This window comes from Thermosipho sp. (in: thermotogales) (genome assembly GCF_020054775.1).
GTDB lineage: Bacteria > Thermotogota > Thermotogae > Thermotogales > Fervidobacteriaceae > Thermosipho > Thermosipho africanus.
This window is the reverse complement of sequence record NZ_JAIHAP010000024.1, coordinates 1-25456: the sequence shown is the minus strand read 5'-3', so window position 1 is coordinate 25456 and position 25456 is coordinate 1. Positions and strand designations below refer to the sequence as shown.

28 protein-coding genes, 2 tRNA genes and 1 pseudogene are annotated in these 25456 nt (G+C 29.8%); 18 read left to right on the top strand and 13 right to left on the bottom strand.

The genetic code is table 11. The annotated features are described in order from the left end of the window. The 11 genes from JG780_RS05770 to JG780_RS05720 form a co-directional block, all read left to right on the top strand. A partial coding sequence (locus tag JG780_RS05770) for an L-threonylcarbamoyladenylate synthase (RefSeq protein ID WP_287569486.1) occupies positions 1–898 on the top strand: 898 nt, incomplete at its 5' end. Continuing rightward, positions 895–1425: an ATP-dependent protease subunit HslV gene (gene hslV, locus JG780_RS05765; RefSeq protein ID WP_004104244.1), complete on the top strand. Its 531-nt coding sequence runs from the start codon at positions 895–897 to the stop codon at positions 1423–1425. The genes JG780_RS05770 and hslV, both read left to right, overlap by 4 nt. A 1-nt stretch (position 1426) precedes the next feature. Then, the gene (locus tag JG780_RS05760; RefSeq protein ID WP_287569484.1) at positions 1427–1705 is read left to right on the top strand and encodes a DUF503 domain-containing protein; all 279 of its coding nucleotides are present in this window, start codon (positions 1427–1429) and stop codon (positions 1703–1705) included. Further along, entirely contained in the window at positions 1702–2286 is a 585-nt protein-coding gene (gene yqeK / locus JG780_RS05755) for a bis(5'-nucleosyl)-tetraphosphatase (symmetrical) YqeK (protein WP_004104242.1), read from the top strand. The genes JG780_RS05760 and yqeK overlap by 4 nt, the downstream gene beginning before the upstream one ends. Beyond that, positions 2283–2963 (top strand): hypothetical protein, encoded by a 681-nt coding sequence (locus tag JG780_RS05750; protein ID WP_287569481.1) that lies wholly within the window; start codon positions 2283–2285, stop codon positions 2961–2963. Before yqeK ends, JG780_RS05750 begins: the two co-directional genes overlap by 4 nt. A gap of 4 nt (positions 2964–2967) precedes the next feature. Then, positions 2968–3414, top strand: a complete 447-nt coding sequence (locus JG780_RS05745; RefSeq protein ID WP_287569479.1) for a hypothetical protein — start codon at positions 2968–2970, stop codon at positions 3412–3414. Between the two features lie 13 nt (positions 3415–3427). Continuing rightward, positions 3428–4198: a tRNA (adenine-N1)-methyltransferase gene (locus tag JG780_RS05740; RefSeq protein ID WP_114702221.1), complete on the top strand. Its 771-nt coding sequence runs from the start codon at positions 3428–3430 to the stop codon at positions 4196–4198. A gap of 12 nt (positions 4199–4210) precedes the next feature. Then, complete coding sequence (locus tag JG780_RS05735) at positions 4211–5422, top strand: S41 family peptidase (protein WP_287569477.1); 1212 nt, start codon at positions 4211–4213, stop codon at positions 5420–5422. Next, positions 5419–5946, top strand: coding sequence for a hypothetical protein (locus JG780_RS05730; protein ID WP_287569475.1), 528 nt, complete (start codon positions 5419–5421; stop codon positions 5944–5946). The genes JG780_RS05735 and JG780_RS05730 overlap by 4 nt, the downstream gene beginning before the upstream one ends. After that, positions 5936–6334 (top strand): hypothetical protein, encoded by a 399-nt coding sequence (locus JG780_RS05725; RefSeq protein ID WP_004104223.1) that lies wholly within the window; start codon positions 5936–5938, stop codon positions 6332–6334. The genes JG780_RS05730 and JG780_RS05725 overlap by 11 nt, the downstream gene beginning before the upstream one ends. Next, positions 6335–8656: an efflux RND transporter permease subunit gene (locus tag JG780_RS05720; RefSeq protein ID WP_287569473.1), complete on the top strand. Its 2322-nt coding sequence runs from the start codon at positions 6335–6337 to the stop codon at positions 8654–8656. Between the two features lies 1 nt (position 8657). Here JG780_RS05720 and JG780_RS05715 read toward each other — a convergent pair whose 3' ends face one another. The 13 genes from JG780_RS05715 to JG780_RS05655 all read right to left on the bottom strand — a co-directional run bounded on the left by JG780_RS05715 (position 8658) and on the right by JG780_RS05655 (position 19819). Further along, positions 8658–9665 (bottom strand): lysylphosphatidylglycerol synthase transmembrane domain-containing protein, encoded by a 1008-nt coding sequence (locus JG780_RS05715; protein ID WP_287569471.1) that lies wholly within the window; start codon positions 9663–9665, stop codon positions 8658–8660. After that, positions 9655–10401 (bottom strand): glycosyltransferase family 2 protein, encoded by a 747-nt coding sequence (locus JG780_RS05710; RefSeq protein ID WP_287569469.1) that lies wholly within the window; start codon positions 10399–10401, stop codon positions 9655–9657. The genes JG780_RS05715 and JG780_RS05710 overlap by 11 nt, the downstream gene beginning before the upstream one ends. 10 nt (positions 10402–10411) lie before the next feature. Then, positions 10412–11551: a glycosyltransferase family 2 protein gene (locus tag JG780_RS05705; RefSeq protein ID WP_287569467.1), complete on the bottom strand. Its 1140-nt coding sequence runs from the start codon at positions 11549–11551 to the stop codon at positions 10412–10414. 16 nt (positions 11552–11567) lie between these two features. Continuing rightward, entirely contained in the window at positions 11568–12986 is a 1419-nt protein-coding gene (locus JG780_RS05700) for a hypothetical protein (RefSeq protein ID WP_287569465.1), read from the bottom strand. After that, a complete protein-coding gene (locus JG780_RS05695) occupies positions 12980–14161 on the bottom strand; it encodes a hypothetical protein (protein WP_287569463.1) in 1182 nt (393 codons plus the stop codon). The genes JG780_RS05700 and JG780_RS05695 overlap by 7 nt, the downstream gene beginning before the upstream one ends. An 11-nt stretch (positions 14162–14172) precedes the next feature. Beyond that, positions 14173–14814 carry a RadC family protein gene (radC, locus tag JG780_RS05690; protein ID WP_004104216.1) on the bottom strand — a complete coding sequence of 214 codons (642 nt, stop codon included), beginning with the start codon at positions 14812–14814 and terminating at the stop codon, positions 14173–14175. Then, positions 14786–15361 (bottom strand): Maf family protein, encoded by a 576-nt coding sequence (locus JG780_RS05685; RefSeq protein WP_004104215.1) that lies wholly within the window; start codon positions 15359–15361, stop codon positions 14786–14788. Before JG780_RS05685 ends, radC begins: the two co-directional genes overlap by 29 nt. Continuing rightward, the gene (locus JG780_RS05680; RefSeq protein ID WP_287569461.1) at positions 15321–15875 is read right to left on the bottom strand and encodes a Gx transporter family protein; all 555 of its coding nucleotides are present in this window, start codon (positions 15873–15875) and stop codon (positions 15321–15323) included. Before JG780_RS05680 ends, JG780_RS05685 begins: the two co-directional genes overlap by 41 nt. Next, complete coding sequence (locus tag JG780_RS05675; RefSeq protein WP_287569460.1) at positions 15818–16165, bottom strand: NusG domain II-containing protein; 348 nt, start codon at positions 16163–16165, stop codon at positions 15818–15820. The genes JG780_RS05680 and JG780_RS05675 overlap by 58 nt, the downstream gene beginning before the upstream one ends. Then, entirely contained in the window at positions 16152–17348 is a 1197-nt protein-coding gene (gene hutI, locus JG780_RS05670; RefSeq protein ID WP_004104207.1) for an imidazolonepropionase, read from the bottom strand. Before hutI ends, JG780_RS05675 begins: the two co-directional genes overlap by 14 nt. Positions 17349–17353: 5 nt before the next feature. Continuing rightward, a complete protein-coding gene (locus tag JG780_RS05665) occupies positions 17354–18100 on the bottom strand; it encodes an undecaprenyl-diphosphate phosphatase (RefSeq protein ID WP_114702229.1) in 747 nt (248 codons plus the stop codon). 11 nt (positions 18101–18111) lie between these two features. Then, positions 18112–18738, bottom strand: coding sequence for a hypothetical protein (locus JG780_RS05660; RefSeq protein ID WP_287569459.1), 627 nt, complete (start codon positions 18736–18738; stop codon positions 18112–18114). Between the two features lie 76 nt (positions 18739–18814). Continuing rightward, positions 18815–19819: a M42 family metallopeptidase gene (locus tag JG780_RS05655; RefSeq protein ID WP_287569458.1), complete on the bottom strand. Its 1005-nt coding sequence runs from the start codon at positions 19817–19819 to the stop codon at positions 18815–18817. Positions 19820–19897: 78 nt separating this feature from the next. Between JG780_RS05655 and tilS the strand changes: the two genes are divergently transcribed. From tilS to JG780_RS05620, 7 genes and pseudogenes are all read left to right on the top strand, one after another. Next, positions 19898–21181, top strand: a complete 1284-nt coding sequence (gene tilS, locus JG780_RS05650) for a tRNA lysidine(34) synthetase TilS (RefSeq protein ID WP_287569457.1) — start codon at positions 19898–19900, stop codon at positions 21179–21181. Then, positions 21178–23034 carry an ATP-dependent zinc metalloprotease FtsH gene (gene ftsH / locus JG780_RS05645; protein ID WP_287569456.1) on the top strand — a complete coding sequence of 619 codons (1857 nt, stop codon included), beginning with the start codon at positions 21178–21180 and terminating at the stop codon, positions 23032–23034. The genes tilS and ftsH overlap by 4 nt, the downstream gene beginning before the upstream one ends. After that, positions 22997–23392, top strand: coding sequence for a thioesterase family protein (locus JG780_RS05640; protein WP_004104197.1), 396 nt, complete (start codon positions 22997–22999; stop codon positions 23390–23392). The genes ftsH and JG780_RS05640 overlap by 38 nt, the downstream gene beginning before the upstream one ends. Beyond that, the gene (locus tag JG780_RS05635) at positions 23376–24758 is read left to right on the top strand and encodes a B12-binding domain-containing radical SAM protein (RefSeq protein ID WP_287569455.1); all 1383 of its coding nucleotides are present in this window, start codon (positions 23376–23378) and stop codon (positions 24756–24758) included. The genes JG780_RS05640 and JG780_RS05635 overlap by 17 nt, the downstream gene beginning before the upstream one ends. Before the next feature lie 65 nt (positions 24759–24823). Further along, positions 24824–24913: transfer RNA gene (locus JG780_RS05630), tRNA-Leu, on the top strand. Positions 24914–24954: 41 nt separating this feature from the next. Beyond that, a tRNA-Met gene (locus tag JG780_RS05625) sits at positions 24955–25031 on the top strand. Between the two features lie 111 nt (positions 25032–25142). Beyond that, positions 25143–25456 (top strand): annotated as a pseudogene (locus JG780_RS05620) (TolC family protein); the annotation flags it as partial.

Here is a 25456-nt window from a genome sequence, read left to right as displayed (position 1 = left end):
TGGTCTAGGTGCAAGTGCGTTTGAAGAAAAAGCAGTTGACAACATTTTTAAAGTTAAAGGTAGGGCAAAGGATAATCCATTAATAGTTCACGTAGATAGCTTTGAAAAACTTTTAGAGATTGCAGAAGTAGCTGAAAAATATTTTGAGGCGATAAATAAGTTAACTCCAGGGCCTGTTACATTTGTATTGAAACAAAAAATAAACTTGCCAAAAAATGTTACGGCTGGGCTCAAAACAGTTGGAGTTCGAATTCCTGCACATCCTGTTGCAAGAAAATTATGTAAATGTGCTGGCCCCATAGCTGCACCAAGTGCAAATTTATCAGGAAAACCAAGTCCTACGGATTCTCAAGCAGTTATTGAAGATCTTTTCGGGAAAATTGATTTTATTATTGATGCTGGAAATTCAGAATTTGGGCTTGAGTCTACAATTATTGATCTAACATCTGAAATTCCTATCGTATTAAGACCTGGACCTATAACAATAGAGCAACTTGAATCGATTTTTGGAAAAGTTGAAATCCCACAGTTTGTAATTGATGCAAGTTCTGTTGAAAATCCAAAAGCTCCTGGTATGAAATATAGGCATTATGCGCCAGAAAAACCAGTGTATAGGTTCAATAAAGTTCAAAGAGAGAAAGTTATAAAGAAAGCATTAAGTGAAAATGGTGTTTTTATATGTCCTGAAGAACATAAAAAATTTTATCCTGATGATCGTATAATGATCCTTGGAAAATTATCAGAACCTTATTCAATTGCTCAAAATTTGTTTAAAGTGCTGAGAGAATTTGATAGGTCTAATTTCAATGTTGCTTTTATAGAGGCTTTTGAAGAAAAAGGAATATTATTATCAGTCATGAATAGGTTAAAAAAGGCAAGTGTGGAGGTGGAATTGTGAAATGGCGTTCGACTACTGTGGTGTGTGTTAGAAGGAATGATTCGGTTGTTATGATTTCAGATGGACAAGTTACATATGGTAATACTATTTTAAAGGGAAATGCTAAAAAAGTTAGAAAGATGGGAGATGGTAATGTTCTTGCAGGTTTTGCCGGTTCTGTTGCGGATGCAATGGCACTTTTTGATAGATTTGAGGCAAAATACAGGGAATGGGGAGGAAATTTATTAAAAGCAGCTGTAGAGCTCGCAAAAGATTGGAGAACTGATAGAGTCTTAAGAAGGTTGGAGGCAATGCTTCTTGTAGCAGATAAAAAATACACTTTTATAGTTTCAGGAACAGGTGAAGTTATTCAACCAGAAGATGATATTGCTTCAATTGGTTCAGGTTCTCCATATGCAATTGCAGCAGGAAAGGCGCTTTTAAGGCATACAGATTTAAGTGCAAAAGAGATAGCACTTGAAGCAATTAAAATAGCAAGTGAAATATGTATATATACGAATGATAACTTTACAATTGAGGAGTTATAAGATGCCTGCAAGTTATTTGGAGATTACTTTACGAATATTTGGTATTAAATCTTTAAAAGAGAAAAGATCAATTGTTAAAAGACTAATAAATGATTTAAGAAGTAATTTTAATATTTCTGTTGTAGAAATTGCCGACCAGGATTCAAAAGATTTTATTACGTTGGGTATTTCTTTGGTAAGTATAAATAAATCTCATGCATATAAAAGTATTGAAAGTATTGTTGAGTATATTGAAAGGTATTATACAGTTGAAAATGTCTACAAGGAGGTGTATGATTGATAGTAGATATAGATGAAATAAAGAATGTAGTAAATTTGCTTGTTAGCAAAGATAGGCTTTTACATGTTGAAGGAACTGCAAAGTTTGCAAAAACTCTTGCAAGAGTTCATGGGTTAGATGAAAATATTGCAGAATTTATTGGATATGCACATGACATTTTTAGAGATATCAATCAAAGAAAACTTTTAAAACTTGCAAGAGGGTATAATTTATCTTTAACTGATGAAGAAAAATTACATCCAATATTGCTTCATGGCAAACTTGCTGCTGAGTTTTTAAGATTTAGATTTAATGTTGATGATGAAGAGCTTTTAGATGCCGTTAGATATCATACATCTGGTTATAAGAATTTTGGAATATATGGAAAGCTTTTATTTTTAGCTGATTCATTGGAAGAGACAAGAAACTATCCAAATGTTAATAAATTAAGAGAAATAGCATTTAAAGATATTGAAATGGGATATTTTGAGGTTCTTAGGAACAAGTTAATTTATGCTATTGAGAGGAATTTATTTATTTTAAAAGAAAGCATAGAATCCTGGAATGAATTGATAAGGAAGAGAAAGGGAGGTTCAATATGAGAAGAAGGAGAAGAAATACCGGATGGATTTGGATAGTGCTTACTTTAGTTATAATAGCAGGGATTATAGGAGCATTTTTTTGGAAAATTTATTCCGTTAAAAATAATGAGGAATTTAATCTTTCTTATGTAAGTCAATATTTGTTCATTGACAAATCCAATGAGGAAGGTTTTTATGTTGTTGTTAATGGTTCAAAAAGAACAGTCAATATTTTAAAGATAAAAAATCACACATTTGATCCAGAAAAAAAACAGGAAATTAATTTTTCAAGTCCAATACTTGCTTTAAAAATACTTGGTGAAATGTTCAATGTAGATTCCAATTATAAATATTATGTAGTAGTTGACACTGGAAAGATTGCAAGTGCTGCAAAAAAGCTCAATGTAAATGCAAGTAATTTTGATGAATTATTTAATGTATTGAGTGAGAGAGGATTAAAAATATTTGATTTCTTTAAATTGAATTCGATTTTAAAAGAATTAAGGCCTGAAACTACTTTAAATGCTCCTTCAATCGCTAAGTTAATTTATTCCCTTGGCAATTTCAGTGTAAGATTTAAAGATATTCCAACACTAACCAAGCGTCCTTTGAGTATAACAGTTGGAGATAGTACATTTGAAAGGATTTACATTGATACAGAAAAAATTCAGCAGTTAAAGAATGAAATAGGGGGATGATTTTATGAAAAAGTTATACTTTTTCTTGTTAGTTATACTTGCATCTTTAGCTTTTTCTTTTGATTTTGAACCATATGCTGGATGGAATTTTACAATAGATTCTTCAAATACTAGTAGTTTTTACAGTGTCTTTTTAGATTTTCCACTAACTGTAAATAATGATACAGAATTTGGGATATCTCTTGGTTATATAGGAACAAATAATTTTGTATTACAAAGTTTTGGAAAATATAATATTAAGACATCGTTTGGTATTTTTACAACTTATGGAAAAGGTGGGGCAGTGTTTTCTAGTGATTTTAAACTTAATTCTATTGGCTATTCAGTTTTAGCTGGAGTAAGGTATTATTTTAAAAACTTTTTTGTAGGATTTTCATATGCTGTATATTATATTGAAGATGAAAAGATTGGGACGATTCCTTTAGAGGTTGGTTATAAAATAGAATTTTAGGGAGGAATACATTTTGATTAAAGAAGGAGATAAGGTTTTACTGTATGGAGATGATGGAAGTAAGATTATTATTACAGTTGAGGCTGGTAAAAAGAAAGGGACACATCTTGGACATGTTGATATGGATGAGCTTATAGGAAAAGAATATGGAGATACAATTGTCTTTGGAAAAAATAATAGGGTCTTTTATATTTTAAAGCCAACTTATATTGATCTTATTTTTAATATGAAAAGAAGAACTCAAATTATATACCCTAAAGATGCATCATATATTTTGTTTAAACTTGATATTAAACCTGGCGATAGAGTTATTGATACAGGTGTTGGTAGTGGAGCGATGTGTGGGGCTTTTGCAAGAATTGTTGGAAAAGATGGGAAAGTATATGGATATGAAAGAAGAGAAGATTTTTACAACTTAGCTAAGAAGAATTTAGAATATTGGGGATTAATAGACAATGTTGAGCTAAAATTAAGGGATATTTCAGGAGGTTTTGATGAAGTAAATGTTGACGCTTTAATGTTGGATGTTCCTGATCCGCACAATTATATTGAGCAATGTTGGCAAGCATTAAAAGGTGGAGGAAAGATGGGAATAATCTGCCCTACTACAAATCAAGTTCAAGAGGTTTTGGAAAAACTATATGAATATCCTTTTATAGATGTAGAAGTTTGGGAAAATCTTATGAGAAGATACAAGCCAAATCCTGAAAGGTTGAGACCTTTCGATAGAATGGTAGCTCATACAACGTATTTGGTGTTTGCTACCAAGGTTCTTAAAAAGTAGGAGGTGTATTAAATGAAAAAGAAGAATTTTATAGTTATAACTGCTGTTATTATCTCTATTCTGGTTGGTACTATTGTTTTATCGGGTGCTACAACGGATAAAAATTTTCAGGATAATCTGACACCACTTGCAGAAACACTTTATTATATATTAAATTACTATTATGAAATTGACAAAGCAGATATTAATAAGGTAATTGATTATGGTATAGATGGTCTTGTTAAAGGATTAGGTGATGATTTTAGCTATTATTACAACAAAGATGTATATGAAGAAAAAGAGATTGAAAATAAAGGTGAATATGGTGGGCTTGGAATTGAAGTTACATACGATGCAGATAGCAAGGCAATAAAGATAATAAGTCCTATGTATGGTACACCTGCCTGGAGAGCTGGTTTAAAAGCTGGAGATTTAATAATTAGTGTTGATGGAAGTTCGGTTCAAGAAATGAGTTATATTGAAGCTGTTAATAGGATGAGAGGAGAACCTGGAACAAAGGTTAAGCTTACAATTTTGCGAGGAGAAGAAGTTTTGGAATTTGAAATCACAAGAGAAATAATAAAGATTACTCCTGTAAAATACGGTTTTGTGGAAACTCAAATAGGAAGGATAGGTTATGTTAGACTAACACAGTTTAATCAACCATCTTCTAAGAAGCTTGAAGAAGCATTGAGCAAAATATATGAAAAAGGAGTTGTTGCATTAATATTTGATTTAAGGGATAATCCTGGAGGGTATTTAGATAGTGCTATTGATGTTGCAAGTATGTTTTTAGATGCTGGGAAATTGGTGGTTACAGTAGAACCTAGAGTTGGAAGTATTGAGCGCTATGTAAGTAAGGGAAATGATTTTCCAAAGGTTCCAATAACTGTTCTTGTTAATGGTGGTTCAGCTTCAGCTTCAGAAATAGTTACGGGAGCGTTAAAAGAAAATAATAGAGCGGTAGTTATAGGTCAAAAGACATTTGGAAAAGGTTCAGTTCAACAGGGGTTTCCACTAAGTAATGGTGGGGTGTTGTTTATTACAATTGCACATTATAAGACTCCAAGTGGAAATGATATTCACAGAGTTGGTATTGAGCCAAATATTTATGTAACACAAGAAGCAACAGATAATGTTGCTCATGAAGAAGAAGTGGTGGACTATACAAAAGAAATTACTGATGTAAATTTAGATGATCCTTATATAAAAAGAGCAATTCAGTACTTTATTGAAAAAAGATGAAAATAGCATTTGTTGCGTTTTTAATTACTTTAATAAATTTGGCTTTGATTTTAACTATTGCATTTGTATATCAGAAAAATATGGAGATTGTAGAGATACAATCTCCACCTTATTTTTATTTTACTAATCCTTATAGCAAATTTTTTTCTAATTTAAAAAAACAGCTTATTTTGCAGAAGATTTTGTCTGAAACAAAAATATATGGTAAAAGTCCTTTCTTAGTTGAAAGTATACAAAAACTTGAGGAAGTTAAGTATTTTTTTAAGGTTTTTAATGTAGACTATTTTGAGAAAACAATATCTAAGAAATATTGGTGGGGAACTTCTGAAATTGACATTTTGCAATTTAAAGATATCGTTTTTTATTACATGCCAATTGTGGAAATTGCAAAAAGCGATGAAAAATTTGGAAAAATATTGTTTTACTCTTTAAAAGGCAAGAAGATGTTTTTAGATCCAGAAGATTTAAATCCTATTTCCATTGAGTTATTAAAAAAGTATGGAGTGAAAATTCATGAAGAATGAAAAGTATAAGTTAATAGTCTTTTTGGAGTTTTTGATTGTGTATGTTTTTTCGTCGTTTATATTGCGTGTAAATTATTTTACTTTATCACCCTTTGTAGTAAAATTTTTTATTTTTTACTTTTTAGTTTTAAGTTTGTTTTCATCTATAAAAGGTAAACAATTCTTATTTTCTGAAATTTCAAGATTGTGGATTTATTCATTTACTCCACTATTATGCTATTTGTTTTTTACAATAGGAATTTATTTTCATATTTTGATTGATTCAAGGTTTTCGTATTTTATTCCCTTTTTGTTTTCAAACTATTATAATCTTGAATATGATTCAAGAAAATATATAACCTTATTAAGACTTTTTTCATTTTCGCTCTTTATTTTGGGGGTGAAATAATTGATTGAAAGATTTGCAAAGTTTTTATTAAAGAAGTCCTCTCTTTTTATTCTTATACTATCACTAATTGGTCTATTATTTGGGATATATAGCTTATTGAATTTAAAAGTTAATGCGGAACTTACTGAGCTTGCTCCAGAAAAAATACCGGAGTTTAAAGATATGGTTAAATTTACAAATGAAAAAGTTGTTTCAAATACCTTGCTTTTAGTTATTGAATTGGAAAATAAAAAGATCAATGTAAATGAGTTTGTTGAAAAATTAAAGGATGCATTTGAAGAAACACCGTATATATCAAAGGCAGAAGCATTTGACGATCCTGAAACGATGCTAAAATATGGAATTTTCACTATTGATGAAAATAGTTTGACTAATGTTTTAAATTACTATAATGCAGTCATAAATGTTGAACCAAGGTCTGCGATAGATTTTAGATTTTGGAGAAACTTGGGAATAGCTATTTCTACGGTGTCGGAATATGCTAATAGTTTTTTGTCAAGAAGTGGTATAAAAAAATACTATTTAATTTCGAATGATGGAAATGTAATATTAATGAATTTTTCCATGAGTAAACCTGTAACAGATATTGATTTTCTAAACAAAGCAATTCCAGATTTAAAAAATATAGCTAGTAAATTGTCAAAAGAGTTTGAAGCAAATATTCTATTTAGTGGTTCTGCTATGAATAATTATATAGGAAATAAGCAAGTAACAAAAGACTTTCAAATTACAACAATTGTTTCTCTTGTTGGTATATCGCTTCTACTATTAATTTCATACGGTAGCTCTAAGACTATGTTATTCTTGTTTTATTCGATGATACTTGCCATGGGTACAAGTCTTGGAATTATAGTATTACTTTTTAAGCAAATTAATATTATTACTTCTTTTGTAAACGCAATGCTTCTTGGCCTTGGAATTGATTATGGTATTCATTTAACTGCAAAAATACATGAGAATTTGAGAATATATGGAAAGACAAATGAAAGTATTGTTGAAGCTTTCAAGGAAAATTTTACTCCTTCATTTGTCTCTGCAATAACTACTTCTATTGCTTTGCTAGCACTTGCCCTCAGCCCTTCAAAACCTTTACAGGAAATGGGAATATCTTCTGGAATAGGTGTAATGATATTTTTTATTTATATGAACTTTCTAGTTCCTGCTTTTTATTCAAGGTTTCTACAAAGTATAAATATTTCTAAGAAAGAGTACTTTTCAAGTTTTTTAGAACTGCTTAGAAGAATAAAACCTATAAAAGTACTTGTGTGGTTTGTAGTTATTATTTTTTCAGCATTTTCATACCTTGCTGTAAAGAATTTTTCCTATACTCCACCGGGGCTCGTACCAGAAAGTTCTGAAGCTGTTAAAGCTCTTGAGATAGCAGAGGAGAAGTTTGGAGAATTTGGTGTTGGACAAATTGTAATTGCTGCAAAGAGTATAGATGAGTTGAAAGAAATTAAAAATGAGATAGAAAATTCTAAGTATTTTTCAAATACTTTTTCATTACTTTCGTTTGTTGAAGAACCTGAAAAATTGGAAGAAATAAGGCCAAGTTTTTATGAGACGGTTTACAAGGTTATAAATGAGCCTATATTAGATGTAGTATTTAAAAAGTATGGTTTGTATAATAGTCTCTTAGAAACTTTGAGTTTGCTAAGAACAGCTAAAACATACGATGATGTTATTTCAAGTATAGAAAAAGATATTCCAGCATTATTTTTCTACGATACAAATAATACTAGATATTATTTGCTTTATGCTAAAGAAAAAGTTTCATTGTGGAGAGATAACAACTTAAAAAAGATTTTTGATGAAGAACTTAAAGGAAAAAAGGTATTTGGCTATCCAGCATTATTTTACAAAGTAATGGTTTATTTGGTTAATTCAACAAGTAAAGCTGTATATTTTGTGTTTTTAGCGATAATAATTACGCTTTTGATTGATTTAAGAAGCTTTTTAAAGTCTTTGAAAGTGACTTTCTATGTTGTTCTTTCAATATTAGCTACTATTGGTATAGGTTATGTGGCTTTAAAAATAGATTTGACGTTTTTAAATCTTTTAATAATTCCAATCTTTCTTGGAATTGGTGTAGATAGTATGGTTCATTTATCACACAGTATACTTCACGGAAGAGATAGTATTATGAAGACAGAAAAAGCTGTAACTATTTCTGTTTTGACCACAATAATTGCATTTGGAAGCTTTATTTTAGCGCAAGGAGAACTTTTAAAGGAATTTGGAGAGCTTGTTTCAATAGGCTTGCTTGTTTCGTGGTTTGTTAGTATTTTTATTTATTTAAGTAGTATTGATAAGAAAGGATAGGTTAATTGTTTTCTTTTATTTTTACAAATTTAATGAGGACCAATGTTCCAATGAGTATTACAAGGTAATATGAGAGAAATCTAAAATATAAAACACCATTGACAATTAATGATGGCTTTTTTGAGAATGAGGAAAGAACATGAGAGTAAATTATTTCAAAGCTTCCACTTGCACCAGGGGTTGGAACTAAAAATGCTACAGCGTTTATTATATTTACAATTGAAAAAAAGTGTAGAAATGGAATGTTGAGCTCTGTGAATATGTTTATAGAATAGTAAAAAACATAACTTTGAAAAATTAGTAATGCAAACATCATGACAAAATCTATTGCAATAAGTAATTTATGATTTTTAAGAATGTATCTTATAGTTTTATCTAATTCTATAAACCAATTTTCTAATTTTTCAAATTTTATAAATTTGTTTAAAAACTTAGATTTTTTGAAAACTTCCAGAATTTTTATAAATATTTTCGGAAATAATATACTAAATAATATAACAGTTGAAGAAAGCAATGTTAAAAATAAGCCTAAAGTTATAATACTTCTTGAAATTCCAAAAACGTTATTTTTCAAAATGAAGATGTATGTTAGATCGACGAGAAACATTAGTAAGATCATCTCGAATAATCTTAAAAATACTACTTGTGTAGCATATGTTGATTTAATACCCTTTTTATTTAGATAATAAATTTGAAATGGCTGACCACCAACTGAAAAAGGTGTAACAGCAGAAAAATATCCTGTTACAAAACAAGAGTTTATAGATGAAATTAGTGAAATTTTTTGATTTAGACTTTTAAAAACAATATAATGCTTTATTCCATCAAAAACAAAACTTAAGATCATAAGTAAAGTTGAAAAAAGTATTTTTTCAAATGATAGCTTGGAAAAAATACTCAATAAGATGTTTTTGTTAAGCGAAAAACTATAGAAAAATATTACTATTCCAGAAATTATTATTGAAAGGATAATTCCAATTGTAATCATTTTTTTATCTTTATTTGTCATTTTTTACTCCTTTCTTTTTGTAATATTCCTTACTATAGTAGTTATCATATTTTATTTTATTTAGATTAAAAGCAACATCTGCCCAAAATTTAAATGCTTTTTTCATTGACTTAAAGAATCCTTCTTCCTTTAATCGCCTATTTGAAGTTTTAACTATTAGTAATGGAACAAATTTTACTTTTCCAACCTTAGAAAGCTTTTTTGCAAGCCTAAAATCTTGGGAAGCAAGATTACTTTTAGTATCATAGCCTCCAACTTTTTCATATGCTTCTTTCTTTATTGCAAAATTTGCCGCACCAACTATGTAGGTTTTTGTAAATAATCTTGATAGAAAATCTAATAATATGTAGGTTAATATAGTAAAGAAATTTTTGAACTTGTTTTCTTCAATTAACGAAAATGGACCATAGACAGCGCAAACTTTACTGTCTCTCATAAAAATTTTTACTATTTTTTCTAAATAGTTTTTTGGATATATACTATCAGCATCGCAGGTTACAAGTATATCACCTGTTGCATTTTTAAATCCTTTAGACATTGCATGAATTGATCCTTTTTTTGATTCAAACAAGATATTATCAGTGTATTTAGATGCTATTTCAACTGATCTATCAGTACTTCCATTGTCGACAACTATTAATTCGAAATTTTTGTAGGATTGATTTATAATACTTTTTAAGGTATTTTCCAAAATTTTTTCTTCGTTTAAAACTGGTACGATTATCGAAATTTTCATTATACCACCTTTATCCTTTAACTCTTTTTACTTTGTACCATTCAACAGCTTTACTAAAAGGTCCGATAATGTAGCTTAATAAAAGAACTAAATACTCAAATACTATTAATAGTGGGACAAATAAAAAAGAATAAGGAAAAGAAAATATCCCAAATTGTCGGCTATCAAGTGAACTAACCCACATGAGTATGTAAACAGCAATAATAAAGCCAGCAGTGATTTTTAACATACCTATTTTAAATAAAATGTCTAATACTATAGAGATAATTGGTAAGAAAACAATTAAACCTACAAGAAGATAGTAGAATAAAAATGCAATATTTCCTTCTTTTAATCTTTTGAACATTTCTCTGAATCCACCAACATACCATCTTTTATGTTGGTTCCATAGATCTTTAAAGTTAGTTGCATATTGAATTTTTATAAAAGGATATGTTGAATAATATTCTTTTACTTTCATTTTAGAAAGCTTTGTTGCCATACTAAAATCATCTACAAGAGTGTCAGGATCTATTGGCAGTATTTTTTCTAAGAGGGTTCTTCTAAAAAATACTCCATTTCCCATGAATATCATCTTAACAAATATGTTTGAATAAAATATTGTTTTTACAAAGTTAAAGTATAATTCTTGAATTATATACACTGGTTTAAATTTGAAATTGTAAGGTTCAAAATTTGTGAAAATCATATTTACTTTGTCATTTGAAAAACAAAATATATGTGATGAAATATAGTTTTCCGGAATTCTTGCATCGGCATCTATTAAAAGAATTATTTCACCTTTTGCAAATTCCATAGCTTCATTTATTGATTGAGGTTTCCCTTTTTTTCCTTTTTTTTGAATAACTATAAGGTTTGGATAAATTTTTTCAAGACTTTTTGCAATTTTAAATGTATTATCTTTTGAGTTATCATCTACAACTATTATTTCTATATTTTTGTAGCTACTTTTTTCGACAGTTTTTATTGTATTTTCGATGACATCTTCTTCATTGTAAGTAGGAATTATTACTGTAACAAGTGGATTATACTCAGGATCTCTATTTTCGTGTAAATAGTTTGTTCTTTTTTCGTTTTTGTATTTTCCAAAAAGAACAATTATAAGGCTTATTAATATGTTTAATATGTAAAAAGAAACAGTAAAAAGCATCTAATTCCTCCTTTAGTTAAAAATTAACTTGCAAAGAGATAAAATAGTTTTTATCTACAAATAAACTTTTAAGTGATAAAAATTTATAACTAAATTCAATGCTAAAAATGTTATAAACTTGATCAAAAGTATTTATTACAGAAGATTCTGGTGTGGGGTTAATAACATTTCCACTCCAGCTATCCCAAAACCATTTCCATCTAATTTTTCCATTACTATCATCTATTACCATACCCTTTACCAGAAAATTGTATTCTGTTGAAATTTTAAAATCGTTCTTTGAAAAAGAAAAGCCCAGACTAATCATAGTAGCATCAGGTCCATATCTAAAGCCAAGAGGATAGTCCATCAAACTTCTTGATGGGGAAGAATTATTATCTATGTAAAAGTGTCTAACGTTAACCCTTAAATATGGTAAATAGTTTGTTATGTACATCCATTCACTTGTAAAATCATATTCAATCCATACATTAAATGGCTTATAGTCTAGAAACATTCCAAAATTGTATCCGTATGCATCTGGTTTATAATTTTTTCCAACTTCGGTCGGGCCATTAATATCATCAAGACAAAATTCACCGTAAATTGAAATATTACTAACTTTTACATTAAAGTCAATTGAAGATAATACGTTTGAATATCCTTCACCGTAAGTATTATGGAAAAACATTAAAGGATTTATGTCAATTATGTCAGGAATTTTTCCGCCAACTACATTTATTTCACCGATTCCAATTCTAAAATTGTCTATGAAAAAGTCGAATCTGTGAGCGGCGATAGTTTTTACAGGTTCAAAAAAATTTGTTGATGGAGTATGTTTTTCAAAATATTTTCTTTGAACTTCTTGTTCATATGATGATAGTAGTGGATAGGAAGATATCAAATGGTATGTATATTTGAAAAAATTATTTTTTGTTGAAAAAGTGACATTGTCTTGAAAAGTTGTATCTGATATTGAAATAGGATATTTTGAATCTCCCCAATGCAATGGGAACCTTCCAATTGCAAGGAAAATATTATCAGATATATAACCTAGTAGAAAATTTTCAGGGCCATTCATATCAAAAGTAGGCTTTCCATCTACCAAGAAAAAATTGGTAGAAGGATCTTTTACTTTTGAAATGATTTCTTTTTGAAAAGGAATATTTGTGTACAATACAAGATTTTGAAAATTGTAGAAAAGACTTATTTCAAAAAATGGTTTTATATTATCAAACAAATAAAAAACGTTTTCTGCTGGATTTGTTGGATAACCATTTCCATCTCCATGGAAAACAACAAAGCCATTACTCCAATTAGAAAATGAGTACATGATATTAATTGAAAATTTATTTTCAAAATTATTTTCAAAATTATTTGAAGAGTAAAAAATAAATTCTGAAAAATAAATACTTGAAAAGAGCAATAAAAAGATAATAAATTTTTGTTTTAGCATTTATTTCCTCCATAGACTATACAACAATGTTTTTCTGCAAAAAGAAGTCTAACAATCTCAGGGTCAAAATATTCAACAATGAAATCATGTGAAGGATAATTATTTATAATTTCTAATATTTTTCCGCTTTCTTCTTTAAAAACGTTGCTTTTAATGTTTTGATAGAATTGTCTCATACCAATGTATGAGGTTGTTTTTGCAATAATTTTGACTGATACATTTTCAACTTGGTTTTCGAACTTTTCAAAATATTTTTTAGCGTTTTCTAATTCTTGTTTATTTAAATAATAAAAACCATAAAAAAGATTATATTCTGGAGTTTTTTCAAAGATCTTGAGTTTTGATTCGTCAAATTTTCTATTATTAACTATACTCCACGCAGCTTGTGCAAAATTGGCTTTAACACAATATTCCTTTGGATTTGGAATTGTTCCCTCTTTTTTACTGTAGTTAACATTTAGACAATAGCTTTTCGTATTTTCTGTTTCCAAACTTTTCTGCTTTATTATGTATAACAAAAGTTCAGTAAATTTTTTATGCATTACTACGCTTTTAACAGTGCCAACATCTTCTAAAGTATTTGTATAAACTTGATAAATGATTTTGAAAAAGTTATTTATTTTTGAAGTTAAAGATAATATTTTAGAAAAGTTTGAAAAATTACCTTCTATTAGATAATATTCTAGTAGAAGGAGATATGGGTATATTGAATCTGGAAAATTTTTAACAAATTGTATAATTTCTTTTATTACATCTTCGCGGTTATACATTCTAGAGAGAAGATAGTTATACTTAAAAATAACATCAGTTTGATTTTCTAGTAAGGTTTTATTTTTTTCAAAATTACCTTCTAGAATATTTAATATTGCTAAGAATAATGTTCTTTTTTCAGGAGAATTTTCATTTATAAGAAATTTTCTTAATGTTTTTATAACGTCCATTACTGAAGAATCATAGTCTTGTGAATTAATATCAAATATTGACAAAGTTTTATCAGCGGCAAGATTTGCTTCTTTTATGATTTTTTCTTTTATGATCTTCATTTGTTCTAGATCCTGAACTTTTCTTGATTTTTGTTCTGACTTGTTTTTTATTTTTCCTTTTTTTATTAAATCTTTTTCCAATTCTTCTTTTAGCTTTAATATATTCTTTAATTTGTCATCGTTATTGTTCATGCACTTACACCTCACAATAGTTTATTGTGTTTAAAGCTATAAAATCCATTGCCAATTATAACATGATCAAGCAGTTTAATTCCAATTATTTCTCCAGCTTTTTTAATTTTTAAAGTAACTTCTCTGTCTTCTTTACTAGGTCTAACGTCACCTGAAGGATGATTGTGTACAACCACGACATAGCTAGCAGAGTTTTTAATTGCTTCTCGGTATATTTCTCTTGGATGTGCAAGACTTGTATCTGTAAGGCCAATTGTTATATCTTTGGTAGAAATTTCGTATAGTTTTGAATTTAAGGATATAACTCTAACAACTTCTTGTTCAAAGTGCTTCATGTCAAGGCAATGCTCGTATATAAGCTCTGGAGAATTTAGAAATTTTCCTTTTCTATCTTCCAAAAGATATCTTTTTGAAAGTTCCATTGCAGCTAGTATAGTAACTGCTTTAACTGTTCCAAGACCTTTTACTTTGCACAGCTCATCAATTGAAGCGGTACTAATTTTTTTCAAGCTCTTGTCAAAAGTTTCAAAAAGGTTTTTTGAAAGTTTTAAAACATCTAAGTCTTTTGTCCCTGTTCTTAAAAGTATAGCAAGTAGTTCTTCTGTGCTTAGATTTTCGACACCTTCATTTATTAATTTCTCCCTTGGAAGCATCTATCATCCCCCTATCCCATAAAATATCCCAAACTTTTGAAATGGGAAGCCCAACTACATTAAAATAATCACCTTCAATTTTTTCTACCAAAACACTTCCAAGTTCTTGAATTCCATACCCACCAGCTTTATCAAAAGGTTTTGCAGTATTAATATAAAATTCAATTAATTCTTTTGAAAGATTTTTGAATTTTACATTTGTTTTTTCAGAGAAAGTAATAACTTCATCTTTAAATTTAATTGTAACTCCAGTAATTACAGTATGCCATTTTCCTGATAGACTTTTAAGCATTCTAAAGGCATCTTTATAATCTCTTGGTTTTCCAAATATTTCTTTGTCGAGTGTTACTACAGTATCTGCAGCAAGAACTACGCCATCTTTTTTTATGCTCATTGCTTTTAAGTATGATAATTTTTCGGCTAAAAGTTTAGGATCTTTTTCGCTAATATTTTCGTCTATATTTGAAGATATAACTTCAAAATCTATTTTTAGTAATTTTAATAACTCAATCCTTCTTGGAGATTTTGAGGCCAAAATTATTTTCATCAATTATTTCCTCCATTTTTTTTGCAAGATATGCATTAATAATTGCAGAAATTAGTCCTAATCCTATCATCAAAGGTAAAAAGGAAAAAATTGCTCTACTTTTTATTAAAAAACTTCCAACTAGAACTTGAACAAAGTTATTACTAATCATACCAATGATACTCAAAGTTGTGTAGCTAAAGAACTTTGTTTTAGAAAATATCCATTCAAAAGTTGCAGCAGATATTATTCCAAAAAAGCCCATGAAAAAAGGTGGTGTAAATAAAATTCCTGAAAAGAGCGAGCCGATAATTGTTTTAAGTGTTCCTACAAGAAGTCCACCTCTAAGTCCAATATTTACAACGGTGTAGAGAATAACAAAATTTGAAAATCCCCATTTTCCTCCAGGAACTGGATATGGTATAAAGCGCTCAACAACAAACATTACCGAAGAAATGGAAATAAGTAGTGAATAGATTACCACGTTTGTAGTTCTTGAGTTTGTGATTCGATTACTATCTTGTTGGGAACGCAAATTATTTTTCCTCCTCTTTTTATCTTCCCAGTTTTTTCACAAATTTTTAGTGGACATGTTGAATCTGTAACCCAAACATTTTCACCATCATAGTGAACTATAGTTAATATTTCTCCTTCTTTATCTTTTACCGGGTAGTCTCCAGGCTTTTTTAATTCAGTATATATTTTTCCGTCTAATTTTACCAAAAATATTTCATCTTCTCTATTGTTTGCTTTTAAAGCAAAAAAAACGGTTATTAATATGACAGCAAGGATAAGAAAAACATCAATTTTCTTAAATGTTTTCATATATTGTCACCTTGCCGTTAATTATTATTGCACTTAAGAAATTTTGATCGAACATGTATGGAATGTCCAAAAGTTCATTTGTATTCCAAATCGCAATGTCACATTTGTAGCCGGGCTCAATTTTTCCGTTTTCTATACCCAAAACGTACGAAGAATTTAGAGTATATGCAGTTAATATCTCTTCCGGTTCCATTTTTAAAAATCTAAGTGCAAGATGAAAGATAAATGCAGGATTAAATATAGGACACGAACCTGGATTAAAATCAGAACCAATACTAACTGCAGCGCCATTATCTATTAGTTTTCTTGCTGGTGCAAAATCTTCTCCCAGATAAAAACTTGTTCCAGGCATTAATGTAGCGACAGTGTTTGAATTTGCAATTTGAGAAATATCGTCATCGTTTATTTTTAGTAAGTGATCAGCAGATATTGCACCAAGCTTAATAGCAAGTTTTGCAGCACCTACGTTTTCAATTTCATCTGCGTGAAATCTAATTTTAAAACCTTTATTTTTGGCAAATTCAAAAAATTCTTCAATATCTTGTGGTAAAAAGACTCCTTTATCGCAGAAAACATCTATTGTATCGGTAAATTCTTTGATATCATCAAGCCATTTTTTTACTTCATCTATGTAATCTTTTTTATTTGCATCAATAGGAATTGCGTGCAAGCCCAAAAAAGTAGGAATTACTTTGACATCCTGTATTTCGTTTAAAATTTTCATAGCTTTTAGTTGCTTTAATTCGGAAAACTTTTCAAGCCCATATCCACTTTTTCCTTCAACTGCTGCAATACCATGTCTTTTGAATAAGCTTAAATATTTTAGATTTTGCTTTACAATTTCATCTATTGTTGCATTTCTTAGCATTCTAACACTACTATGTATTCCTCCTCCGTTTGCAAAGATTTCAGAATAGGATTTTCCTCTTGCTCTTAAATAAAATTCTTTTGCTCTACTTCCAAAAAATGGAATATGCGTATGAGCATCTACAAAAGCAGGCGTAACAAGTTTTGCTTTTATGGTAAAATCATCAGTTATTTTGTGCTTTTTTATATCTACTATTTTTCCCTTGTTTAATATGAGGTCTACATCAAATGCTTCAAAAATTTTTTTCATTTCATTTCCTTTTTTTGGTGCTTGCCCAGAAGGGCTAATAAGATGTTCCGCATGGATTCTTAACATTTATTTCACCCCACAAAAAATGCTATAATAGCTATTAATATACAGTAATATGAAAATATTTTTAATTTTTTAGATATAGTTAGCTTTTTTAAAATTAGAAGACTTAACAACCCTGAAAGAAATGCTACAAGACCAGAAATTAGGATGTAACTATTTAATTCGATTTTGCTAGTTTCAAGTATTCCGGCCCCAAGTATTACAGGAATTCCCATTAAAAAAGAATATTTTAGTGCTTTTTCTCTCTCTAAACCAACGGTTAATGCTCCAAAAAGTGTTATTCCGCTTCTTGAAATTCCTGGGAAAATTGCTATCATTTGAAATAAACCTATTACCAATGCATCAATGTATGATATATTAAAAAAGTCTTTTTTACCTTTTAGTTTGTCTGAAACAAACAATGATGCTGCAGTTACCAGAAAAAAGAAAGAAATAATTTTTAGATTTGAAAAAGAATTTTCTATTGTTGAATTAAAAAGAACTCCAAAAATTGCAGCTGGAATAGTTGAAATAATAATTTTTAAAACTAATGAATAATACTCTTTTTTTAGTGTAAAAAGCCCTTTTAAAATTTCAACTATTTCTTTCCAGACAAATATTATAATTGCAGCCAGGGTTGCAAGGTGCAAAAATGCAAAATTTGAAATTTTAGGTTCAATATTAAATAAATAAGAAAATAAAGTTAAATGCCCAGAACTTGAAATAGGTAAAAATTCTGTTAATCCTTGAATTAGTCCTAACACTATATGATTCATTTTTTTCCTCCTTAAGGTGTAATTTTTCCCACATATGGTCCGTAGGTTACAACTAAACTTCTTAATTTTTCTAAATCAAGAGAATTAAAATATTCTTTTGCTGTATCTATGTCTGGGAACGCTCCAAGACATAGGGTATAGAAAGTTTTGTTATTTCTTTTAAATCTCATTGAATATGATACGTAAGCATTTGCTTTTAAAGTCATCATATCCTGAAAAATTTGTTCCGGGTTTTCTCCTGTTTTAAGAAAAATAGTATACACACTTTTTCCAGGGATAAGTCCAGGAATTTTTACATCTTTTATTGGTAAAACCACAAAATAGGCGTTTTCTGAAAGGATATTTATAAGAAAACTTTTGTATTTATTTACTATTTTAAGAGCGTTTTCTTTGTCAACTACAAAAGTTGATACTTCAGTTCCTTTTTCCAATATTTCAATGCTATGGGCAATTAATTTGTTATAGTCAAATTCTTCAAAATTTATCATAGTTTCGGTTGAAGGCAAAGAAAATTCTGGAAGCTTTTCACTTCCAGAATTTTCTTTATTAAATTCTAAAGGTTTTGGAATGTAAATTACGTTTACTTTAACAGCTGCTTTTTTTACATACAAAAATATTGTTGAAGCTAAAAAAAGCAAAGTGAGCAATGATAAAACTAATATGATACTGCTTATTATTTTAAATTCAAGCGGTGTGAAATTTTTTCTAGGCAGTTTATAAGCCCTCCTCAGCGTATTTTAATAGCAAATCGATTGTTGCCTCAACGTCTTTTTTATGAACCATTTCATTTGGTGTGTGTATATATCTAGTTGCGATTGAGACTGTTGCACTTGGTATCCCGGCTTTTGTGTGTTGATATCCCCTTGCATCTGTACCACCAAATATTAATACTTCCATTTGATATGGTATGTTATTTTTTTCTGCTAAATCTTTAAGAGTATCTATTATTTTCTTGTCACTTATTGATGCGTTATCTTTAACTTTTATACATGCACCATTTCCAAGTTTCATTGAGACTCTTTTGTATCCTTTTGGGGTATCTCCAGCTGCAGTTACATCAATTGCAATAGCAACGTCTGGATCAATATTATAACCTGCAACGGTTGCTCCAACTAATCCCACTTCTTCCTGGACAGCAAATACACCATATACTGAATTTTTTGGATTTTTAAGTTTTTTAAATAATTCTATGATTACAGCGCAACCTATTCTATCGTCCATTGATTTTGAGATGTAGTAATCACCTTGTTCAACAAAGTATCCATCAAAAGTTCCAAATGTTCCGATTGGGCAAATTTTTTCTGCTTCCTCTTTACTTTTTGCACCAATATCTACGTATAATTTATCAAAAGACAAATTTTTAATGTTTGATATCATATCACTGCCTGTTTCACCTTCAATTCCTACAATTCCAATGATATCCCCAAATCTAAGTTTTGATTGTAATATTGTATACGGTGAAACTCCACCAACCATGTCAATTCTTAAAAAACCGTTATCATCGATGTTTGTAACAACTACGCCTATTTCGTCCATATGTGCGTCAAAAAGAACCTTTTTATCAGAGGTTCCTTTTTTCCAGACAATAAGATTTCCAAGTTTATCAACTTCGTATCCGTCTATGAAACCTTCAAGTTCAGAGAGAATAACTTCTCTTATCTGATGTTCTCTACCACTTGGACTGTGAGTTTCTGTTAATTTTTTAATTAATTCTTTCATCGAAAAACCTCCTTTTATTTTTTTCAATTTTATTATACACTACTAATATGAAAAATGGCAAATGAAAGAAGGTGAAGAATGTTGACACTATTGGAGAAATTCATACAAAAAATTGAGGAATATAATTTGATAGAAGAAAATGACAGAATACTAGTTGCGGTTTCTGGGGGAGTTGATTCATCAGTTCTTTTAAACTTATTAGCTAAGATAAGAGAATATTTTAAATTTAGTATTTTTTGTGCAACAGTTGATCATGGTATTAGAAAAGAGTCAAAAGAAGAAGTAAAATTTGTTTATAATATGGCGCGATCACTTAATGTTGAATGTTTTATTAAAGAGTTTGATGTTCCATTATATGCAAAAGAGAATAAATTATCTATAGAAGAGGCAGCAAGAAAGTTGAGGTATAAATTTTTGAATGAGATTGCAAAGAAAATTAATGCAAATAAAGTTGCAACAGCTCATAATTTGAATGATCTAGCTGAAACTGTACTTTTTAGACTTGCACGTGGTACTGGCCCATTTGGTATATACGGGATGAAACCTAGAAATGGGAATATAATACGTCCTCTTTTATTTTTTGAAAGAAAAGAAATCGAGCAATTTGCAACTGAAAACAAAATACCGTTTGTGGTTGATAAAACAAATTTTGATACAAAATATACAAGGAATTTTATCAGGCATAAGATTATACCTATTTTTAAAGAAATTAATCCCTTATTTGAACAAGCTGTGTTAAGATTTGTAGAAAATGTATGGGAACTGGATAGTTTTGTAGAAGAGAAGTTAAATGTCAAAACATTTGAATTTGAAGGAAGAATATTTTTTAAAGTACCAAAAGATGAATATATTCTTGTAGAATTTATAAGAAGAAAGACAATGGAGCACTTTGGAAGAGCCCCTGATAAGGAAAAGCTGGATAGATTAAAAAAGAATCTTTATAAGACATCTTTTAAAATAAGTTTTTGGGGGGATTATGGAGTTGAAATTTCATATGGATATGGAGTTTTGGGAAAATTTATAGAACATATGAACTATGAGTGTAGTATGGACTGTCAAAATAATGTTAATTTTGGACCATTTGTGGTTAAATTTGGAAATAATGGTATAATATTTAAGAAAATGAATCTAACCATTAGAAATTATAGATTTGGAGATAAAACAAAGGGAGGTAAGAAATTAAAAGAAATATTTGTAGAAAAAAAAGTTCCTTCATTTATTAGAAGAATTATTCCTATTTTTGTGGATGAAGATGGTTATGTATTTTATATTCCAAATGTGTTTCTTGATAGGGATTATTTATCAAAAGAAGAGAATGGAATATCAATTAAGGTCGAAATGAAAGGAGGTTTTTGGTTTTGAATAGAGGAATTGGTTCGATAATAATTGGGTTGTTGATTATTTTAAGCCTATTTTGGATTTTTGAAAGTGTATTTTTTGGTGGAGCCTCATCAGATGTAACGATGCATTATAGCGATTTTCTTAAGAGATTAAATTCAGATTCGGTGGATATTGCAGAGGTAGTTATTAAAGATGATGGAAACGTATTGTTAAAAACGATTTCAGGAAGGCGATACAATGTCTATGCTCCTTGGGTGAAATATGATATTGATTTGATTAACTCTATGGTTGAAAAAGGGATAAGAGTTACTGCTGAAAAAGGTGTAGACAGCTCGTTCTGGGTAAATCTTGTGGGTAATTTACTATTTTTTGTTTTAATGCTTGTAATGTTTGGATTTTTGATAAGAGGACTTGGTGGTAGAAATAATCAGGCATTTACCTTTACAAAAAGCAGAGCAGAAAAAGTAATGCCAGGTAAAAAGAAAATAACTTTTAAGGATGTAGCAGGTGTTGATGAAGCTGTAGAAGAGCTTCAAGAGATAGTGGAATTTCTAAAAAATCCTACTAAATTTAACAAAATTGGTGCAAGAATGCCAAAAGGTGTGCTTTTAGTTGGGCCTCCGGGAACTGGTAAGACATTACTTGCAAGAGCAGTTGCAGGTGAAGCCAATGTTCCATTTTTCCATATAAGTGGTTCTGATTTTGTTGAGTTATTTGTTGGTGTCGGTGCTGCAAGGGTTAGAGATTTGTTCAATAAAGCAAAGGAAAGTGCTCCATGTATAGTATTTATAGATGAAATTGATGCGGTTGGAAGACATAGAGGAGCAGGTCTTGGCGGAGGTCATGACGAAAGGGAGCAAACGCTAAACCAGCTACTTGTTGAGATGGATGGATTTGATGTAAGAGAAGGTATTGTTGTAATGGCTGCAACAAACAGGCCTGATATACTTGATCCTGCACTATTAAGACCAGGTAGGTTTGATAAGAAGGTAGTAGTTGATCCACCAGATGTAAAAGGAAGGGAAGAAATTTTAAAAATTCATTTAAGGGGAAAACCAATAAGTGAAGATGTTGATGTAAAGGTTTTGGCAAAAAGAACAACAGGGTTTGTTGGTGCCGATTTAGAAAACCTTGTAAATGAGGCAGCACTTCTTGCTGCAAGAGATGGAAGAGATAAAATGAATATGTCTGACTTTGAGGAGGCTATAGATAGAGTAATAGCTGGACCAGCAAGAAAATCAAGACTTATTTCAGAAAAGCAAAAGAAAATAGTAGCATATCATGAACTTGGGCATGCTATAGTTGGAACGGAACTTCCAAATTCAGATCCAGTGCACAAGATATCAATAATTCCACGTGGTCATAGAGCATTAGGTTTTACTTTACACTTACCAGCAGAAGACAAGTATTTGATCAGTAAAAATGAGCTTTTGGATAATATAACAGCTCTCTTAGGTGGAAGGGCAGCAGAAGAAATTGTCTTTGGTGATGTAACAAGTGGTGCGGCAAACGATATTGAACGTGCAACTGAGATGGCAAGAAAAATGGTTTGTGAACTTGGTATGAGTGAAAATTTTGGACCACTTGCTTGGGGAAAAACGGAACAAGAAGTCTTTCTTGGTAAAGAAATAGCAAGAATGAGAAATTATAGTGAAGAAATTGCAAAAATGATTGATAGTGAAATACAAAATATTGTTGGAAGATGCTATAATAAGGCAAAAGAAATATTGATGAAACATAGAAAAAAGATGGATGAATTAGCTGAAATCTTATTAGAAAGAGAAGAAATAAGTGGTGAAGAATTAAGAGAGCTTCTTATTAAGGGGGATGAAAGATTTGTGGAGGAAGATAGAGGGGATAAGCAAGACGATTGATTTTACTCCTGATGAAAGTTATCTATGGGATGAAGATGATGAGATGAGAAATTATCATTTTGTTTCTTCTTCTAGTCTTGCTCGTGTGGCTTTTAAGCTTGGTGCAGATATGGTTAAAGATTTTTTACCTGAGGATTTGATATCGGTTGTGTCAGAGTTTACTGTGAAACATTATATGCCGGTAGTTATTGGTGCTAAGCTTGTTGTTGGAGTAAGAGTAAAGTCGGTAGATGGGAATATGATAAGTTTTTCTGGTTTGATTACTAAAGACAATAAAAAAGTTGCGGAAGTAGAATTTACTCGAGTTATAGTTTCAAGAAATTATCTTAGGAGGAAAGCAGTTGAGGAGACCACGTAAGAGTGATGATTTTAAAGAGTATTCATATGTAAAAAAATTTAGCGATTCTGAGATAAGATTAAACAGTATTAATGGCAACCGTGGGGTTGCCTTAATTTTTCCGAATAATTATACTGTTGCTGCAAGTTCACTATCTTGGAGTTGGGTTCAGCAGCTATTTTGGGAATACAATATCCCGGTGGAAAGATATTTTTATGAAAAATGGTTCAAAAAATTTTATTCAATAGAATCTTTTACTCCACTAGATGAAAATAAGGTTTTTTTATTTTCTTTTCATTTTGAACCTGATATTGAAAATATAGTGGATATATTAAAAAAACAGGGAATACCAATTTTAAAAAATCAAAGAAATGAAAATCATCCTACTATAATCATAGGTGGAGCAATAACGTTTTTTAATCTTGAACTTGTAAAGCCTATTGCGGATGTTATAGTAATCGGAGATTTAGAGGATAAAGTTGAGCAAATCTCAGAGGGTATTAATATTTTGCTAAAGGACAAGGAAAGTGGATTAAAATTTTTAGACAAAATTGATAATGTAATAGTTAATGAGCAAAAAAATTACACATTAAGTAATTTTGATATATCAAAAAAGCTTCCTGCTTCACACATTATTACTAGATTTTCAGAATTTGGAGAAAAAAGACTTATAGAAATTGGACGTGGATGCATAAGAAGATGTAAATTCTGTGTTATGGGAAATACAAAAAAGCCTGTAAAGTTTGTAAAACCAGAACTTATAAAAGAGTTATTAAAAGATGAAAAATATCCAATTGGTATAATTAGTGCAACTATAACAGATTATCCATGGCTTGATGAATTACTTGATATTTTGGAATACTATGAAATAAAATTTTCGGTTTCTTCGATGAGAGCAGATGGGATTACAAAAAGACTTTTAAGGCTTTTAAAAGAAAGTGGTCAAAATACATACACGATTGCACCAGAAGGTATTTCTCAAAAAATTAGAGACGTTATGTTAAAAGATCTTAATGAAGAAGAATTGTTAACTGCTCTTGAGATGGGAAGAATGGAGAATTTTTCAAGTGTTAAGCTTTATTATATAGTTGGTTTTGATGAAGAAGATAATGAAGATTTTAATGAACTTAAATCTTTTATTGACAAGGTAAAAAAGCTTGGATATAAGTCTATTACTTTAAGTATTAATCCTTTGATTCCAAAGAAAAACACACCATTTTATGGAAGAAAATTTATAAATGAGAGAAGGTATAATGAGATAAGAAAATGGATGTATGAAAATTTAAAGGGAGTAAAACTTCACTTTGAAAGTTATAAACTTTCTAAAAAACAGAATTTATACAATAATATTAGTTTAGAAGAATTAATAAATCTTTTTAGTAAGTAATTAAAGAGAATCTCAAAAAAGATATTGACTAATTAAAAATTTATGATAGAATAGAAAACGGTGACGCCGGGGTGGCGGAATTGGGAGACGCAGCGGACTTAAAATCCGCTGGGGGTTACACCTCCGTGTCGGTTCGAGTCCGATCCCCGGCACCACTTGAAAAAAATGGAAGTTTTGTTATAATAGATATAGACGGTGCGGGGTGGAGCAGTCTGGCAGCTCGTTGGGCTCATAACCCAAAGGCCGCAGGTTCAAATCCTGCCCCCGCTACCAGACAAGGAGAGCAGGCAGTAGTCTGCTCTCTTTTTTTATTTTTTATTTTTTAAGTTTTTTTTAAGGTTTGTTTGTTATAATTTATACAACAAATTTAAAGGAGGGAAAACGATGAAAAAATTGGTATCGTTTTTAGTTCTGTTTTTTGTTTCTTTTTCATTTGCACTTTCTGATGATATAATTTTGGGATTAAAACAGAAAGATTCATATGTTTCAAACGCTTTGACTTTTGAGAAAAAGAAGATTGAGTATGAAAATTTAAAAATTACTGCAGATAGTACCATTTCAAAATTAAGTGCTGAGGTTCAATATTATTCTGCACTTTCACAATTTCAAAATGGGGAAAGCAATTTTTTTAAGTCTGTTGTTTCGATATTATTTTCTTTAAACATTAATAAGCTAAATTTACAGATAAAAAAGCTTTC

Excerpts from the sequence above, each read along its gene's own strand:
- JG780_RS05750 (WP_287569481.1), top strand. The coding sequence starts at position 2,283 with ATGAGAAGAAGGAGAAGAAATACCGGATGGATTTGGATAGTGCTTACT.
- JG780_RS05745 (WP_287569479.1), top strand. The coding sequence starts at position 2,968 with ATGAAAAAGTTATACTTTTTCTTGTTAGTTATACTTGCATCTTTAGCT.
- JG780_RS05730 (WP_287569475.1), top strand. The coding sequence starts at position 5,419 with ATGAAAATAGCATTTGTTGCGTTTTTAATTACTTTAATAAATTTGGCT.
- JG780_RS05715 (WP_287569471.1), bottom strand. The coding sequence starts at position 9,665 with ATGACAAATAAAGATAAAAAAATGATTACAATTGGAATTATCCTTTCA.
- JG780_RS05735 (WP_287569477.1), top strand. The coding sequence starts at position 4,211 with ATGAAAAAGAAGAATTTTATAGTTATAACTGCTGTTATTATCTCTATT.
- JG780_RS05675 (WP_287569460.1), bottom strand. The coding sequence starts at position 16,165 with ATGAAAACATTTAAGAAAATTGATGTTTTTCTTATCCTTGCTGTCATA.
- hutI (WP_004104207.1), bottom strand. The coding sequence starts at position 17,348 with ATGTTAAGAATCCATGCGGAACATCTTATTAGCCCTTCTGGGCAAGCA.
- tilS (WP_287569457.1), top strand. The coding sequence starts at position 19,898 with ATGTTGACACTATTGGAGAAATTCATACAAAAAATTGAGGAATATAAT.
- radC (WP_004104216.1), bottom strand. The coding sequence starts at position 14,814 with ATGCTTCCAAGGGAGAAATTAATAAATGAAGGTGTCGAAAATCTAAGC.
- JG780_RS05655 (WP_287569458.1), bottom strand. The coding sequence starts at position 19,819 with ATGAAAGAATTAATTAAAAAATTAACAGAAACTCACAGTCCAAGTGGT.
- JG780_RS05665 (WP_114702229.1), bottom strand. The coding sequence starts at position 18,100 with ATGAATCATATAGTGTTAGGACTAATTCAAGGATTAACAGAATTTTTA.
- JG780_RS05760 (WP_287569484.1), top strand. The coding sequence starts at position 1,427 with ATGCCTGCAAGTTATTTGGAGATTACTTTACGAATATTTGGTATTAAA.
- JG780_RS05725 (WP_004104223.1), top strand. The coding sequence starts at position 5,936 with ATGAAGAATGAAAAGTATAAGTTAATAGTCTTTTTGGAGTTTTTGATT.
- JG780_RS05685 (WP_004104215.1), bottom strand. The coding sequence starts at position 15,361 with ATGAAAATAATTTTGGCCTCAAAATCTCCAAGAAGGATTGAGTTATTA.
- JG780_RS05710 (WP_287569469.1), bottom strand. The coding sequence starts at position 10,401 with ATGAAAATTTCGATAATCGTACCAGTTTTAAACGAAGAAAAAATTTTG.
- JG780_RS05705 (WP_287569467.1), bottom strand. The coding sequence starts at position 11,551 with ATGCTTTTTACTGTTTCTTTTTACATATTAAACATATTAATAAGCCTT.
- JG780_RS05700 (WP_287569465.1), bottom strand. The coding sequence starts at position 12,986 with ATGCTAAAACAAAAATTTATTATCTTTTTATTGCTCTTTTCAAGTATT.
- JG780_RS05695 (WP_287569463.1), bottom strand. The coding sequence starts at position 14,161 with ATGAACAATAACGATGACAAATTAAAGAATATATTAAAGCTAAAAGAA.